This is a genomic window from Lancefieldella parvula DNF00906, assembly GCF_000758945.1.
Lineage (GTDB): Bacteria > Actinomycetota > Coriobacteriia > Coriobacteriales > Atopobiaceae > Lancefieldella > Lancefieldella parvula_C.
The window spans coordinates 1-15504 of record NZ_JRND01000036.1 but is presented as its reverse complement, the minus strand read 5'-3'; the positions used below and the strand labels follow the sequence as shown (position 1 = coordinate 15504).

Annotated in this window: 13 protein-coding genes; 6 read left to right on the top strand and 7 right to left on the bottom strand. The window is 45.6% G+C overall.

Translation table 11 applies throughout. The features are described from left to right. Positions 1 to 79: 79 nt before the first annotated feature. The 5 genes from HMPREF1647_RS06545 to HMPREF1647_RS06525 form a co-directional block, all read right to left on the bottom strand. Complete coding sequence (locus HMPREF1647_RS06545; RefSeq protein ID WP_052039177.1) at positions 80 to 1996, bottom strand: ABC transporter ATP-binding protein; 1917 nt, start codon at positions 1994 to 1996, stop codon at positions 80 to 82. Beyond that, positions 1989 to 3890 (bottom strand): ABC transporter ATP-binding protein, encoded by a 1902-nt coding sequence (locus HMPREF1647_RS06540; protein ID WP_222926895.1) that lies wholly within the window; start codon positions 3888 to 3890, stop codon positions 1989 to 1991. Before HMPREF1647_RS06540 ends, HMPREF1647_RS06545 begins: the two co-directional genes overlap by 8 nt. Continuing rightward, positions 3875 to 4339 carry a MarR family winged helix-turn-helix transcriptional regulator gene (locus HMPREF1647_RS06535; protein WP_035433241.1) on the bottom strand — a complete coding sequence of 155 codons (465 nt, stop codon included), beginning with the start codon at positions 4337 to 4339 and terminating at the stop codon, positions 3875 to 3877. Before HMPREF1647_RS06535 ends, HMPREF1647_RS06540 begins: the two co-directional genes overlap by 16 nt. A 144-nt stretch (positions 4340 to 4483) precedes the next feature. After that, positions 4484 to 5380 (bottom strand): alpha/beta fold hydrolase, encoded by an 897-nt coding sequence (locus tag HMPREF1647_RS06530; RefSeq protein WP_035433239.1) that lies wholly within the window; start codon positions 5378 to 5380, stop codon positions 4484 to 4486. Between the two features lie 23 nt (positions 5381 to 5403). Beyond that, positions 5404 to 7443 (bottom strand): class I tRNA ligase family protein, encoded by a 2040-nt coding sequence (locus HMPREF1647_RS06525; RefSeq protein ID WP_035433237.1) that lies wholly within the window; start codon positions 7441 to 7443, stop codon positions 5404 to 5406. A gap of 127 nt (positions 7444 to 7570) precedes the next feature. Here HMPREF1647_RS06525 and HMPREF1647_RS06520 point away from each other — a divergent pair, with 127 nt between their 5' ends. Genes HMPREF1647_RS06520 through queA form a run of 3 tightly spaced genes read left to right on the top strand, consistent with a single transcriptional unit; the run spans position 7571 to position 10222 of the window. Continuing rightward, positions 7571 to 8437, top strand: coding sequence for a CPBP family intramembrane glutamic endopeptidase (locus HMPREF1647_RS06520; RefSeq protein WP_035433235.1), 867 nt, complete (start codon positions 7571 to 7573; stop codon positions 8435 to 8437). Then, a complete protein-coding gene (locus tag HMPREF1647_RS06515; protein ID WP_232215568.1) occupies positions 8437 to 9069 on the top strand; it encodes an epoxyqueuosine reductase QueH in 633 nt (210 codons plus the stop codon). The genes HMPREF1647_RS06520 and HMPREF1647_RS06515 overlap by 1 nt, the downstream gene beginning before the upstream one ends. Then, positions 9059 to 10222, top strand: a complete 1164-nt coding sequence (gene queA, locus HMPREF1647_RS06510) for a tRNA preQ1(34) S-adenosylmethionine ribosyltransferase-isomerase QueA (RefSeq protein ID WP_035433232.1) — start codon at positions 9059 to 9061, stop codon at positions 10220 to 10222. The genes HMPREF1647_RS06515 and queA overlap by 11 nt, the downstream gene beginning before the upstream one ends. Before the next feature lie 119 nt (positions 10223 to 10341). On the opposite strand, the gene HMPREF1647_RS06505 is transcribed toward queA, so the two are convergent. Beyond that, positions 10342 to 11652, bottom strand: coding sequence for a coiled-coil domain-containing protein (locus HMPREF1647_RS06505; protein ID WP_035433230.1), 1311 nt, complete (start codon positions 11650 to 11652; stop codon positions 10342 to 10344). Between the two features lie 183 nt (positions 11653 to 11835). Here HMPREF1647_RS06505 and HMPREF1647_RS06500 point away from each other — a divergent pair, with 183 nt between their 5' ends. After that, entirely contained in the window at positions 11836 to 12108 is a 273-nt protein-coding gene (locus tag HMPREF1647_RS06500) for an HPr family phosphocarrier protein (RefSeq protein WP_035427753.1), read from the top strand. A gap of 68 nt (positions 12109 to 12176) precedes the next feature. Next, on the top strand, positions 12177 to 12554 hold the full coding sequence (locus tag HMPREF1647_RS06495) for a phage holin family protein (protein ID WP_035433228.1): 378 nt from the start codon (positions 12177 to 12179) through the stop codon (positions 12552 to 12554). Here HMPREF1647_RS06495 and HMPREF1647_RS06490 read toward each other — a convergent pair. Further along, on the bottom strand, positions 12523 to 13749 hold the full coding sequence (locus HMPREF1647_RS06490; protein ID WP_035433226.1) for an Mbeg1-like protein: 1227 nt from the start codon (positions 13747 to 13749) through the stop codon (positions 12523 to 12525). The two genes, HMPREF1647_RS06495 and HMPREF1647_RS06490, sit on opposite strands and share 32 nt — an antisense overlap. Positions 13750 to 13821: 72 nt before the next feature. Here HMPREF1647_RS06490 and HMPREF1647_RS06855 point away from each other — a divergent pair, with 72 nt between their 5' ends. Further along, complete coding sequence (locus HMPREF1647_RS06855) at positions 13822 to 14955, top strand: acyltransferase (RefSeq protein ID WP_052039176.1); 1134 nt, start codon at positions 13822 to 13824, stop codon at positions 14953 to 14955. Positions 14956 to 15504 lie beyond the last annotated feature (549 nt).

Below are 15504 nucleotides of genomic sequence, written 5' to 3'. Positions count from 1 at the left end.
GAACTGCCTCCCCTTTCTTATGTCCAAGAAATGGGAGGCAGTTCGATGACAAGGCGTTTTACATTACATAAGCTCAACGTTACTCAAGCTCAAAGGCTCCTGTGTAGAGCTGGTAGTACGTTCCTCGCTTGGCGAGAAGTTCGTCGTGTGTACCGCGCTCAATAATGCGACCGTGGTCAAGTACGACAATAACATCTGCGTTTCTAACCGTAGAAAGACGGTGAGCAATAACAAAGGTGGTGCGGTCGTACATCAGAGCGTCCATACCACGCTGGACTATTGCTTCGGTACGTGTGTCAATGCTGGAAGTAGCTTCATCCAAAATCATGACTGGTGGATCTGCGACTGCTGCGCGAGCAATGGAGATGAGCTGGCGCTGTCCTTGGGAGAGGGCACTGCCGTTGTCCTTGAGCATGGTGTGGTAACCCTCTGGAAGACGTCTGATAAAGTCATCGGCACCAGCAAGTTTTGCGGCCTTTACGCAGTCCTCATCTGTGGCATCAAGACGGCCGTAGCGGATGTTATCCAAGACGGTACCTGTAAAGAGGTTGACGTCTTGCAGAACAATACCGAGAGCACGACGAAGAGCGCTCTTTCTAATTTTGTTAATGTTGATGCCATCGTAGCGAATTTTGCCGTCTTCAATGTCATAGAAGCGGTTGAGCAGGTTAGTAATGGTTGTTTTACCAGCGCCTGTTGCGCCAACAAAGGCAACCTTCTGACCAGGTTTTGCATAAAGAGAAATATCATGCAACACGGTGTGGCCAGGCTCGTAGCCAAAGTCAACATCAAAGAGACGAACGTCTCCCTTAACAGGGGTGTAAGTAACCGTGCCGTCACTGTGTGGATACTTCCAAGCCCAGTAACCGGTGCGGTACTCAGCTTCCTGAACTTTACCGTCAATGGTTTCTGCGTTGACTAAAGTAACGTAACCTTCTTCAGTCTCTGCTGGTTCATCAAGTAGCTCAAAAACTCGATTAGCACCAGCGATACCCATAACAACAGAGTTAATCTGACTAGAAATCTGGTTGATCTGAGCGGAGAACTGACGTGTCATGTTGAGGAAGGGGACAGCTACAGCAATGGTGAAAGGTAGTCCAGATAAAGAAACGTTTTGAATGTTCAGAGTAATAAACACACCAGAAACTACAGCAGCTACAACGTACATAATGTTGCCCAGATTGTTGAGGATAGGCATAAGCGTGTTGGCATAAAGATTTGCATTTCTTGCAACAACCATCAGCTCATCGTTGATTTTGTCAAATGATTCAATAGTTTCTGCCTCATGACTAAAGACCTTAACGACCTTCTCGCCATTCATCATTTCCTGAATGTGTCCCTCAACATCTGCGGTAGTCTTCTGAGTCTTAACAAAGTTCTTTGCAGACTTACCACCAAGGTTTTTAGTAGCAAGGCCCATCAAAGAGAATCCAAACAGAACAACCATGGCCATAAGTGCACTGTAGTAAAACATGATGAATACTACTGCGATGATAACCACAGAGGTAAAGAGGAGGTTTGGAAGACTGGTGCCAATCATTTGGCGCATTGCGTCAATATCATTGGTGTAATAGCTCATAATGTCGCCATTGAGGTGCGTATCAAAGTACCTAATAGGCAAGTCTTGCATGTGCGAGAACATCTTTGAACGCCATTTTTGCAGAGCTCCCTGGGTGACAATAGCCATACCCTGGGTAGAGATGATATTTGCAAGAAGTCCAATGACGTAGAAGGTGGCGAGAAGAGCCACGTTCTGGAAGACTAAGCCTTCAGCAGAACTCCAGTCACCACTATCAATAAAGTTAGAGATGATAGAGAGGATTCGCTCCAAGAAGACACTTGGGAGTGACTGCATAATTGCTTGGATAACAGCACCAAGGAGTGCTATAGGGAGAAGGACAGGATAGAACTCCCAGAGCATTTTAATGGTTCGAGTAAGAATTTTTCCCACGGGAAGCTTTGGTCTTGTGTTGTTTGTTTCTGTTGTCCTACTCATGAGAAGTCACCTCACCTTCCTGAGACTGATTTTCATCAACACTTTGCTTGTTCTGTGAGAAGTACACTTCGCGGTAGATTGGATTATCTTTCAGGAGTTCTTCGTGCGTACCAATTGCGTTAACGCGGCCGTTATCCAGAACAATAATCTTGTCAGATTCTTCGATACTGGAAGTACGCTGAGCAATGATAATCTTGGTGGTATCAGGCAAGAAATCTTTAAGACCAGAGCGAATTAAAGAATCTGTCTTTGTATCAACAGCACTGGTAGAGTCATCAAGAATAAGTACTTTTGGACGTCTAAGCAGTGCGCGCGCAATACAGAGTCGCTGCTTCTGACCACCAGAAACGTTGTTGCCACCCTGCTCGATATGAGTCTCATATTTATCAGGGAAGGTTTGAACAAAGCTATCAGCCTGAGCAAGACGAGCTGCCTCAAGAATCTCTTCATCGGTAGCGTCAGGGTTACCCCACAGGAGATTCTCTTTGATGGTACCGCTAAAGAGAACGTTTTTCTGAAGAACCATGGCAACAGCACCACGAAGAGTGTCAATGTCATAGTCTTTGACATTGTGTCCGCCAACAGAAACGCTACCAGCGGTTACATCGTATAGGCGAGGAATGAGCTGCACCAGTGTGGACTTTGCAGAACCAGTACCACCGATGATACCGATGACCTCACCAGAGTTGATGTGAAGATCTACACCAGACAGGGCTTCTCGACCCTCTGGACCGGAATAGGAGAATCCAACGTTCTCAAAATCAATGGATCCGTCTGTAACCTCGGTTAAAGGATTTTCTGGGTTGTTAATAGTGGAAGTTGCAAGAAGTACTTCACAGATGCGGCGAGCACCTTCTTCTGCAATGATGATCATGGCAAAGACAAAGGAAAGCATCATGAGTGACATAAGCATCATAAAGCCATACGTAATAAGCGAAGAAAGCTGTCCAACGCCAAATGCAGTTCCCTGAGAAGAGACAATCAGGTACGAGCCAAAGTACAGAATGAAGACAAACAACACGTAAATAGTAAAGTTCATAAATGGAGAGTTCAGAGCCATGAGCCTCTCGGCTGCTGTAAAATCTTCGCGCAGCTCTTCTGAAGCCTTATCAAATTTCTGACGCTCAAAGTTTTCATTTACAAATGACTTAACAACACGGATACCAGCCAAGTTTTCTTCAGCGGATTCATTGAGTGCGTCGTATCTCTTAAATACCTTTTTAAAAATAGGAATGACTCTAGAAATAATGAAGTAGAGGCCAATTCCTAGAAGAGGCATGACGGCAACAAAAATAATGGCAAGCCAGCCGCCCATGATAAAGCCAGCAATAAACGCTGCAATAAACATAAACGGAGCACGAACGGCCAGGCGGATGAGCATCATAAATGCCATTTGTACGTTAGAAATATCCGTAGTAAGGCGTGTTACTAACGATGACGAAGAGAACGCATCAATAGTGGTAAACGAGAAATTTTGGATATTACGGAACATATCACGACGAAGATTGCGTGCAAAGCCCGTGGATGCTTTGGCAACAGAAATACCGGATAGTGTTCCAAACAGCAGCGATAGCATTGCCATAACAGCAAGAACAGCTCCAGACTGAATGACAGCGTTTAGTTCTGCCCCCGTACGAAGCGTATCAACAAGATTGGCTGTTCTAAAAGGAATGAGGATTTCTAAGATGGTCTCAATTAACACAAAGAGAGGAGTGAGGATAGTGTCTCTTTTGAACTCACCGATACTCTTTGAAAGCACTAAAGCAATCTCTTTAATGGAAAGATTACTGACATCTACAATACCTGTCAGGGTAGAGGGAGCCAAGGTAGTATCTGCTTCAGATGTTTCAACCATGCTTTCAAGTTCTTCAGTTGAAGTTACTTCTTCTGACATGACGTTTCTCCTTTCTCATCTCTGTTAATTGTGTCCCAATGTTCAACTAAACGATCTAGATATGCGCAGAATGTAACTTTTTCTTCATCTGAAAGAACCGATAAAGCCTGCACTTCAAATGACTCGGTGGCCTCTTGAGCTTCTTTTGCTTGTTTTCGACCTTCTTTTGTCAAAGAAAGAAGTGTTTGTCTGCGATCTTTGTCTACGCGTGTACGCTCAACAAGACCTTTTGCTTCAAGTTTGCTCACCATTTCTGAAAGAGATGCAGATGTATTCTTTGTCTTGGCGAGAAGATCTTTTTGTGTCATATCTCCATCACGATAGAGCGCAGTCAAAATAAATTGTTGACCGCCACGACATCCGCGCGTGATGTAAAGATAATGACCTAGATGGCCAAGATTGCGAATAATACGCATTTCTTGAGTAGGTGAGGTTGATGCTTGATGCATGAGCACCTCCCGTAACAGAAATAATTCTTGCTAGGTATTTTACTCAAAAATTCTGAGATAGCAAGGTACTTAACAATTAAGTACCGAAGTTTTATTTTCTTGAAATAAAAGCAGGTAAATTAGGTTAGAGTTTCAGCGTCGTTCTTAAAGATAGGCAAAATTTGCAAAAATTCTTCGCACTACCGCACCAGGAGACACCTTAGGAACGTTGTGAGGGCATCCTGGAATAAAGAGAAGTCGTGCGGTAGGGATTGCCTCAGCAATTCGACGAGTTTCCTCTGGATAAATCTCATCGTACTCACCTGCCATGACAACAACAGGAACGGAGATGTGTTCAAGGGACGCGGGGTCAATATGAGGGTTATCTACCATGAGCTCCAAATGCTCTGCAATACGAGCTGCCTCATCAGGCGAGGGAACAGGATAGCCATCTTCTAGAGCAGCGCCTTCCCAACCTTGAGCTGCCCAACGTTTATTGCCCTCGATACTTTCATAGAGCCAGGTCATATCACCTAACGTGCCAGGCTCAAGATTTGCTCCAATAGATACGAGGGAGGCAACTACGTCTGGATAGTCTCGTGCCAGAAGAAGACCAAGAATAGCTCCGTCAGAAAAGCCCACAATATGAGCAGATGAAACACCAAGCTGCCTCAGGACAGCATACGCATCTTCTGCCATCTGCTCGTAGGTAAAGGCGGCAGTTCCTCGGGTGCTTAAACCCTGATCTCTTGAATCAATACCAATTGCGATGTAGCCGCGGCTGCATACTTCGTCAATGATGGTGCCAAAGATGCCGTGCTCTTCTCCATTTCCGTGGAGAAACACAATGGGTGTAGCAAAGGTATCATTGGGAATAGATGTTAAATAAGCCGCAGTTGAAGCAAGATCTTCACAGGGTTTCTCGCCAGCTGGAGCAGCAGGTGCATAGACAAACGTTGCAATTTCTGCGCCGTCATCGAGCAACACCTGAAGATGACTCTTCAGGTGTGCTGTTGGCTTGCTATAAGGTTTTGGGCGGTAGACGGGTGGAAACTCGACCACGTATGCTCCTAGCTATGCGAGTTTTAGTTCTTCTGGCTTGGATGTGCTTTGAAGAAGTCAAAGCGAGGAGGGAGCTCTTCAAGCTGGTGCTCCTCTGCGCTCTGTCCAAGCTTTGCTGCAAGCTCTTTTGGACCCATAAAGGCGTTCTCCCAAGAGAAGAACTCCTCATGTGGGAAGTTGAGAGCATCTGCAATGCGCTCGCAACCTTCTGGAACAGCCGGGTGCATAAGCAGCGTGATGGTCTTGAGCGCATAGAATGCATCAGCAAGTGCCTGGTCATAGGCTTCATCATTGCCCTGAGCGGCCTTGGAAGCCTCGCCCCAACGCTTGTTTTCTGCGCGAGCGTACTCATCAACAGCGGCAAGTGCAGAGTGTGCGTCAAAGCCGTATGCAAGCTGCTCGTACTTCAGCAGAACCTCTTGAGCAGCATCGATAACTTCCTGGTGAGGCTCACTGATAGGCAGGTGACCACCACACGCATTGGCTGCACCATACAGGCAGCTACGAGCCATGCGGTTAAAGATGTTAGTGAGAAATGCTGACTCCTTGAGCGCTGGATCAACAACGCGAGGGTCATCTTTTACCAGAAGATCTGGCTCACCATCTTTACCCTTCCTAGATACGGAGGTGTCAAAAGCCTTTGGCGAGAAGGACACGGCGCGCTGATCAAGGCCAAGCGAGAGCCAATGAGCACGGAGCTGCTCTGGAGTGTAGAACTCAAGGAGCTCTTCAGCCATTGGAGGCTTGATAGCACCAGAGCTGGAAGCCTTCTTGTTCATAAAGAGAATGTGGTAGTTAGCAACGGGAGTATCGGTAATAAGACCCCAATCAAGTGCATCCCACAGTGGGTTCTGGACAATGCAGTAGAAGAAGATGTTGTCTTGACCAATGAACTGGTAGACAGCAGCATCGTCACTGCACCACCAATCGCGCCACTCGTCAGAAGAGTAGCGAGAACCACCATTGCTAGCGTCTTCAGAAAGGGCAGCACGTGTGAAGGTAATTGGAGCCCAGAGGGATTCAGTCCAAACCCAAATGGTAAGGTCTTTGAGATCTTCAATGTCTGGAGACTTAAGACCCCAAGAAATATTGCCCGTCATGCGGTAAGGCAGAAGCGTCTTGCTTGTTCTAAAACGAATTCCAGCCTCTTTGAGTTTCTCGCGAGCTTCATCTCTATCTTGCCAGTTTTCAAAGACAACTGAGAAGGAAGATGCATTACCTTCTGGCTCAATAACACTATGAGCTGGGAGGGAAGAGGCAACACCGTCAAAGTCTTGGCGGTAGGAATTTTGAATGTAGATAATAGGCTCGGTTAGAGTCTCTTGAACGGTAGAGGTTACAACTGAGCGAATCTGTGGATTGTTCTTCCACTTTTCTACCAGGTTGTTTAGAAACTCTTTGTATTGTGGCAGGTCAAAGTACCAGCTTGGTGCAGGACGAAGCTCTGGCGTGGTACCAGTGAGCTGCGAAACAGGGGCAATGAGCTCCTCTGGGTTGAACTGATGACCCAGGTCGCATTCTTCTGCATAAGCCTTCTCTGACTTGCATCCCTTAATAGGGCAACGTCCATTGACCTGGCGACCATTAAGGAATGTCTGAGCCTTGGTATCGTAAAACTGTTTAGTTGAAAGCTTGGAGAGTTTACCGCGCTCGTAGAGGCGGTGCATGATGCTGTCAGCCATCTCTTCGTGGATCTTTGCAGCGGGTTCTAGTGCGGAACCGCCGTAGAAATCAAGCGAGATATTGTAGGCGTTAAGAGCGCTTTTCTGCAGGTTGTGATTATGATTAACGTAATCAAGGATGGTGCCCTCGTAACCCTCTTCTTCAACCTTTTTGCGATAGCCCTCTGCAATAGGAGAGCCATAGCAATCAGTTCCCGAGATAAACAAAACGTTTTTCTGGCCAATTCGATCTCTTAAGAAACGCGTAAAGAAATCTGCTGGGACAAAAACGCCTGCAATATGTCCGAAGTGGAGATTTTTATTACCATAGGGCATACCACCAGTGATGACAGCACGCTTAGGAAAATGTGGGCGGTTGTTCATGTCGTAGCTTTCGGCCATGGATACCTCGCAGTTGGAATTAGTAGATTACGCAAATTATCTTCTTATTCTAATCTTTTTTGATTCACTACACGAATAGATTCAGAAGTCGATACTATAGTGAGTAGAAATTATGTAAGGAGAGTTTGTGGGAAGAAAAAAGCCAAAGACAAGCCTTGAGTTTGTTCTAAAGGATCCACCAAAGTCTGTGGTGACGCCCTTCCTTGTGGCTGACCTTGCACTTTTGCTTATGTTTGTGTGTCATATTCCGCTGATGGTTATGGGAGAGCTCCCAGCCAATGACATCCTTCCAGCCGTGTTGGGTCTTCTAGGAAGCATGTTGGCAGGTGGCTTGATCCTTGTGTGGATTACCCGCGTCAATAAGCGAGATTTTAGGTCATTGGGTCTTCGAGTAAGCTCCTGGCCAGGATTTATGCGCGGAGTTACCTTTGGCTTTTTGATGGTGCTGTTTACCTTTGGCTCTATCATGCTCATTGAAGGCTTTGATTTTAACTTCAACGCTTCCTATAACATTTTTGCTGCTCTCTTCTTACTTGTGGCAACCCTTATTGAGTCTGCTGCAGAAGAAATATTGTTTAGAGGTTATCTACAAACTGGTGTTGCAGCTAAGAGTTCTCTCCCTGTAGCGCTTGTGCTTCAAGCAGTGCTCTTTACCGCAACGTATGGACTAACGCCTAACATCTCTATTGCCGCAGCAATCTCAGTCTTTTTGATGGGAATTCTTTATGGCTTGGTGTTTTGGCTTACCGATAATCTGCTCATGACCATTGCTATGCACTTTATCTGGAACTTTGTAACCGGCCCTATTCTGGGCATCTCGGTTACCACTACGCTTCTTCCTACCACGCTCTTAACAGCGTATCCTGCAGCATCTGAGTTTATCTCGGGTGGCACCTACGGTATTGAAGCAAGCGTTGTTACCATTTTTGTATGCCTTGCTGCCTGCGCTATAGTAGGTTGGAAATGTTATAAGGCACAAGGCGAGAAGAACTAATGGCTTCAAACATGCTTCAGTCAATTGAGACTCTTTCAGTAGAGCCGGGAACACCGCTGCTGCTCCATGCATGCTGTGGTCCATGCTCACTTGAACCTTTAAAACATTTGAGGGAAGAGGGCTTTGAGCCAACCATCTGCTGGACTAATCCTAATATTCAGCCAGTTGAAGAGCACGACAGGCGTCTTCAAACCTTACTTACGTGGGCTCAAGAAGAAGCTCATGTTGAGGTAATTGTGGCAGGAGATCCGCGAGAGCAGTGGGAGCGAGCTGTTGCGCCCCAAGGGTTTGAGCGAGATCGTCGCTGTCGTGCTTGTTACGCAATCCGCTTGGCAGAGAGTTGTCGTGTGGCGGCTGAGCGCGGGTTTGAATACGTTTCTACAACACTGGCTGTCTCGCCCTATCAGCTCTTTGATGCGTGCGAGGATGAGCTGGTGTCCATTGCGCATGCTCATGGACTGACGCCTGTATGGAGAGATTTCCGTCCGTATTACCCAGAGGCTACAAAAGAGTCTCGTGAGCTTGGTATGTATCGACAAAATTACTGCGGTTGCAGATATTCTGCGGCCGAGGCTCAGATAGAGCGTCATGAAGCTCGTGACGCAAGAAAGGCAGCACGTCATGCGAACTGACGATTTTGATTACAACCTTCCAGAAGAACGTATTGCACAAGCTCCTGCTGAGCCAAGGGACTCTTGTAGGCTTTTGGTGCTGCATAGAGAAGATGGCCGCATAGAGCACAAGCACTTCACTGATATTGTGGAGTATCTTGAGCCGGGCGATTTGGTTGTAGTTAATCAGACGCGCGTTATGCCAGCTCGCCTTGTAGGTAAAAAGCAAAATACGGGCGGCGTCTCAGAAACGCTGCTTTTAAAACGTCGAGAAGACATTGATGCTCTTGGTGGCGTATGGGAGTGTCTGGTAAATCCTGGTAAGCGTCTAAAGCCTGGCGCAGTAATTGAATACCGTGCAGGTGGCTTGCACGCTCCTGACTCAGCTCCTGTTGTGTTGACGGGCACCATTGTGGACTTTGTTGACGACAACAGGGGAGGTCGCCTGGTGCGTTTTGAAGCACAGGGAGATCGCACTCTTGACGAGGCTATTCATGAGGCAGGCCACGTTCCGCTGCCTCCGTATATTACACAGTACGAGGGAGACCCAGAGAAGTACCAGACGGTCTACGCTATGCAGGACGAGCATTCTGCTGCAGCTCCTACCGCGGGTCTTCACTTTACTCCTGAGCTCATTGAAACCATCAAAGCAAAGGGTGTTCAGTGGGCATCTGTTGAGCTAGAGGTGGGTATTGATACCTTCAGGTTGGTAACAGAGGATGACCCTACTAAGCACGTCATTCATACCGAGCGCTACCACGTAGCTCCAGAAGTTGTAGAAGCAGTAAAGGCTACCAAAGCCGCTGGTCATAAGGTTATTGCCATTGGTACTACCAGTGTTCGCTCGCTTGAAAGTGCTTGGGATAATCAGATTCCTGCAGCTGAGCCTCCTGTTGTGGCTCGTCGCTTTGAGGAGACAGAAGACTCTGCTGCGCTGACTCACAAAGGCGATATGGTTGCCCGAGAAAACGCAACTACCAACCTCTATTTGATGCCAGGCTCTACGTTCCACGTGGTAGACACCATGGTGACCAACTTCCACGTTCCACGTTCAACTTTGATGATGCTGGTTTCTGCGTTTGCAACGCGCAAGCAGATTATGGACGCCTATCAAAGTGCCATTGACGAGAAGTACCGCTTCTTGTCATTTGGTGATGCCATGATCATCATTTAGCGAGTTTGGTTACGTGACCATGACCCTTACGTTTAACTTGAGAGTTTAGATGTAGAAAAAGTGCCCACAGAATTGTGAGCACTTTTTTCATACGATGATTTGTCTGGGCAAAGACTAAATTACCAGTTAAAAATCAGCCAAACAAAAGACGCAAGAATCGCTATCATGCCAAGAACAACAATGATGAAGCCAATGCGCTGACCACGAGTTGTCTCTCGAAGGATTTTCTCGCCAGTAATAAGCTCTTTAAGGGTGAGCTGCTTGGTATTGATGTTAATTACCTGCTCGTCAACAGACTTTCTAAGCTCCTCAGTAATTTCTGGTGTTGCATGAATTTCTTTAGCGTCATCAATGACTGACTGTGCTTCATCATGTTTATCTGCTGCTTCGTTAAAGAGCTCCTTGGCTGTCTTAATTTTCTCTTCAAGATCCTCTATATCTTTGCTCAGAATCCTCTGACGAGCATTAGCCTCAGCTACCACAGCGTCATATTCTTGCTGTTTCTGCTCATAATCTTTGCGAGCCGCATCAATAGAAGACTCTGAGGACTCCAACGATTTGCCCTGGGTCCAGTAATGAGTTTGTGCCATCTCTAGTGAAGACTGGAAAGAGTTCTGTAGTTCCTCAACTTGCTTTTGGGCCTGCTCTGCACGAGCAAGCTCTGACTTGAGGTCTTCCTCAATACGAACAATTGCATCGTGGTTAGCAGCAGGGTCTGTCTTAAGACCAGCAAGCTCTTCTCTGAGAGAAAGCTGTCTTGCCTGGGAGTTTTCCAGTGCTTTATTTGCAGACGCTACAGCAGCATCGCGTTTCTCGGTAACTTCTTTAAGCTGAGCCTCAGCGTTTTTGACACCACGCTGTGCCTCAGAGATTGTTTTTGAGATATCATCCAGCCTGCCTTTTGCTGTGGCAGCAACTTCTTTGTAAGGCTTAATCTTTGCTTCGTCGTCAACTTTTTGCTGTTCAAGCTTCTGAATAAGCTGGTTTTTCTTAACCGTGAGAAGATCCACTTGCGTAGATTGATCACTCATGACCTGAGCGGTCTCTGCAAAAATTTTCTCTTGCTCAGCAATAATCTGGTCAAATGAGCTCTGTACGTAGTCTCTGTGTTCTAGATCTTGTTTGTCTTGAGCAAGGTGTTCTTGCATCTGCTTAAGCTCTTGCTTTGCAGAGTTTGTCTCTTTGGCAGCGTTGTGGACTTCTTTGGTAGCCTGGAAACCTTCTGCAACAGCGGTTGTAGCGCTCTCAAACGCACTGCTTACTCCCTTTGCTACAACCTGAGTAGTGTCTTTGGCAATCTTTTGAATGTCCTGGGACTTGCTGACTTCAGGTGTGTCTGCAGACTCAATCTGCTCATTAGAAGTGGTTACTTGAGTATCTATCGTGTCCAATTCCTCAGGTTTTGAGTTTTGGATATCGTTTTCAGCCATGGTGAACCTCCTACAAGAGTTCCGACTTTTTATTTTTACCCTGTTTTTGAGCAAATCATAGTCTAATTTGGTTCTTTCTGGAAATAAGATTGGATATAATACGTTATGTTTTGTTACGATAGTAACGATTAATCGAGAATAACTCTCGAGTAGATTTTTGGTTTCCGGAAGGGGAGTCCACTTATGGTTTCAAAGCAGACTACTATCATCAATGCAACTGGTCTTCACGCTCGTCCAGCATCCGTCTTTGTTTCTGAGGCAAAGAAGTTTGAGAGCAACGTCACCATCAAGAATGTTGACAAGGACTCCGCACCAGTTAACGCTAAGTCCATCATGATGATTCTTGCTGCTGGCCTTGGTACTGGCACCAAGATTGAGATTGCATGCGACGGCGCTGACGAGCAGGCAGCCCTTGACGCTCTCGTTGCTCTTGTTGACAGCGGCTTCGGCGAGTAAGTTTCTAACTTACATAAAAGTGCACGTTAAGCCCGGCTCTGCCGGGCTTTTTTCAAAGAGAGGTTAGTATGACATTTGTTGCAACATGGCTTGTAACTACTGTTGCTACGTTGGTGGCCTGCACCATAATTCCAGGTCTAACTATTGTGGGAGGCTCGTGGGCAGGTCCTATTCTGTTCTCGTTAGTACTCGCAGCAGTCAATACGGGCATTAAGCCTGTTGTTAAGCTACTCTCATTGCCTATTAATGTGCTGACCCTAGGTATTTTCTCGCTCTTTATCAATGCTTTTATGCTTGAGCTTTCAAGTTTTATTTCTAGGAATTTGCTGCATGCGGGCGTTGCTATTGATTCTTTAGGCACCGCTATCCTGGGATCAATAGTTATCTCAATTGTCTCTTCAATTGTGATTAGCCTTACTGGTCTGAAGAAGGAGAACCTTTCGTAAGTTCCTTCTGGGCTTTATCCAGTTTGGCAAAGCTTTCTGAGATAGCAGAAGTTAGCTGAGAAATCTGGGAAGACTCAGTAATGTTTTCAATCAAAGATGTTGCTGATGCATTGACAAGCGAACTAAGGAGGTCAAAAAAGACTTCTTTGGTTTGCTTTTCTGTTTTAGTGAGTGCCGCAACAACAGGCTGTAAGTTTGCTGGCGAGCTAATAATGTCGCTGAAATAGACTGCTCCGCCTGCAGAGAGTGCGTCGAAGAGCTCATTGGTAAAGTGCTCTCGATCAGAGAGGGGGAGTTCTTTATACCAATTGCTAAACGCCTCGTTAATCTTTTTACATTCCAGCTGGAAATCATCAGCAAATTCAAACGTATTGCGAGAGACTTGCCATGAAACGCCGTCGTGCGCCAGCATGCCAGACTCGGAGCTTTTAACAATGAGCTTTGGTACAGCAGGATCATCAAAAATCATGCCCACTACACTAAACTCAGGCAAAATTCTGATGTATTTATCTCCAAGCGCCTTATGGGCTGTGGTGGGAATAATTTCTGGACACATATTAGGTCCATCGTTACTCCAGACGCGCTCAATTGTGCCAAGAAGCTCTTCAGGGCAGACTGTTGCTGCGTATGCCGCAAGGTTGCCGCCCTTAGAGTGACCGCCAACCATAACATTTGCGCAGGTAGTGCTGTTGCCTGCTGCAAGGTGTTCGCGAATACGTTTCTCAAGGTATAGTGCCGCCGACTTATCAGCGGACGTAACCTGGAAGCTAAGGTTAAGGTTTTCTCGCCAGCCAACGAGCGTGCCGTCAGTTCCTCTAAAAGAAACAAACATCTGCCCCGTAGGAAGATAAGCGGTAAACGCTGCAAACTGTAGGTTTTTCTCGACATTAATGCGGTCTACATAGCGGCCAAGCTCAATGTTGGCAAAGCGGGGAGCGTTAACCAGTGCCTCAAGAAAAGTTCCATCAACGCGAGAAAATCCCGTGATAAGAGACGGGTCATCTTTAAGCTTTTTCAGCATTTTGGCGCAGGCGTCACCAAGTAGAACGCGTTTCTCGCTACGCTCAGAAGGAACGACCCCACCAAATCCCAGATAGGAAAGGATTGAGAGAATCAGGTTATCGACGTTGTTAAAAGGGTCATTCTCAAACGTCAGATCGCCGCGCCAGTGTAGATAGTCAACGACATTTGCCATGATGCCTCTTTCCTGCTGGTACTTTTCGTATACTAAGCATAGATGAAGTTTGATTGATTTGGGGAGAAGCCCGTGGAAAAAGCTACAGTTTCTTCAAAAGCAGTTACTGTTAAGAAGCGCTTTGTTTTTGCAGATGTTCTTACCATTCTGGCAGGTATTGCTGTTGTTATGCTGCATACCTCTCTCAACGTTTTTTCGCTTGCCCACACAAAAACTTGGGCCTTCTCTTTAGCTCTGCAAGCTGCGTTTATTTACGCGGTACCCATCTTTTTTATGCTGAGTGGCATGAATTTGCTTGGATATCGAAGTAAATACTCCACAAAGACATTCTTTATGAAGCGTGCAAGAAAGACGCTGATGGCGCTCATTTTTGGCAGCGCAGTGGTGTATCTGATGTACGTGCTTTTTCCTACAAAGTTTTGGGGTGCCGAAGAGGTTGCGGCAAGCGCTGGTGTTGCTGATTTTATTAAGCGTTTTATGACTAACAATATCAATAGCACGCTTTGGTTCATCTATACCATTTTGTATCTGTATCTTTTGACACCTGTACTTTCTTTGGTAGTTCAAAAGAAAGAAACCCTGCTCTATGTTATGGCGCTCACGCTCTTTGTGAGCTTTGGATTGCCGCTACTTGAGTTCATTGGCGTTCGTGGTGTTTACTTTGATCAGCTGTTTAGATGGGCTGCGTTTAACAGCGATGGCCTTTTCTACTATCTGCTGGGTTATTACGTTAAGACGTATTACGACGAGCTTCCAAAATTTACTAAAAACAATCTTGTGCTTGCTGTAATTTTCTTCCTTTCATCTGCGGCTATGTTTGGTTGGGGACTTATTGCTAACAACTTTGGAACCCCACTGACGCCAGAAATGACATATCAGAGCTATCCCATTACTATTAGAAACTTCCTCTGCTTAGCACAGGCCGCATCTTTGTTTCTGTTTGTGCTGAACCTTGAGCCAAAGCTACAGGAGTTCTCTGATGCTACTAAGAAGCACATCAGCGCGGTATCTGCTGGTGTTTTAGGAGTCTATCTGTTCCAGATTCCTGTTATTAACTTCTTGGGACTAAGACTTGGCCGATTTCCGTACAGCTTGCTTGGAAATGCTTTTGTACGAGGCATTTTTGTCTTTGCAGTCACAATTGTTGTAGTTATGGCGTTCCAGTGGCTGATGAGACAAATCAAACAGAATTTTTCTGCTAAATAGGCGTTCTATTTCATCAGAGAAATTGAGTTGATATTAGAAATATTTTTAGTATCAGATAAAATATGGTTTATATAAACTGAAGGAGTACAGAGATGAGCTCTTTTACGTTTTTTAAACATAAAGATTTTTCTAATAACGCGTCCGAGAATGTAATAAAAACGTCACATCTTCGCACGTTCAATCCCACTAGAATACTGGGTTTTTGTTTGCTTAGTTTAATCTTTGGATTTCCTTTTCCTGTGATTTTAATTTCTAGTGATGATGTTTATTGCAATGTGCCATTGGTGTCTTTTGTGATGTGCATTTTTGTTGCTTGTGTCTTTGATAAGGCATATCGCATTCTTAATGACGGAACAGTTCAAAAGACGATCAAAAGTCTATGTTTGTGTCTAGTTATTTGGTTGATCTCAGCTCTATTTATTTACTGTTTAGCGTACATAGATTTGGGTTTTGGTGGAAAAATTGTCAATACAGGTATAGGTCTTTTTGTATTTATCTGTCTTAGTCGGATTGTGATTCGTTAATACATAGACCTGATATGAACTGCCT

Coding starts and splice junctions, on each gene's coding strand:
- HMPREF1647_RS06490 (WP_035433226.1), bottom strand. CDS start 13,749: ATGGCAAATGTCGTTGACTATCTACACTGGCGCGGCGATCTGACGTTT.
- HMPREF1647_RS06525 (WP_035433237.1), bottom strand. CDS start 7,443: ATGGCCGAAAGCTACGACATGAACAACCGCCCACATTTTCCTAAGCGT.
- queA (WP_035433232.1), top strand. CDS start 9,059: ATGCGAACTGACGATTTTGATTACAACCTTCCAGAAGAACGTATTGCA.
- HMPREF1647_RS06540 (WP_222926895.1), bottom strand. CDS start 3,890: ATGTCAGAAGAAGTAACTTCAACTGAAGAACTTGAAAGCATGGTTGAA.
- HMPREF1647_RS06505 (WP_035433230.1), bottom strand. CDS start 11,652: ATGGCTGAAAACGATATCCAAAACTCAAAACCTGAGGAATTGGACACG.
- HMPREF1647_RS06545 (WP_052039177.1), bottom strand. CDS start 1,996: ATGAGTAGGACAACAGAAACAAACAACACAAGACCAAAGCTTCCCGTG.
- HMPREF1647_RS06495 (WP_035433228.1), top strand. CDS start 12,177: ATGACATTTGTTGCAACATGGCTTGTAACTACTGTTGCTACGTTGGTG.
- HMPREF1647_RS06500 (WP_035427753.1), top strand. CDS start 11,836: ATGGTTTCAAAGCAGACTACTATCATCAATGCAACTGGTCTTCACGCT.
- HMPREF1647_RS06515 (WP_232215568.1), top strand. CDS start 8,437: ATGGCTTCAAACATGCTTCAGTCAATTGAGACTCTTTCAGTAGAGCCG.
- HMPREF1647_RS06535 (WP_035433241.1), bottom strand. CDS start 4,339: ATGCATCAAGCATCAACCTCACCTACTCAAGAAATGCGTATTATTCGC.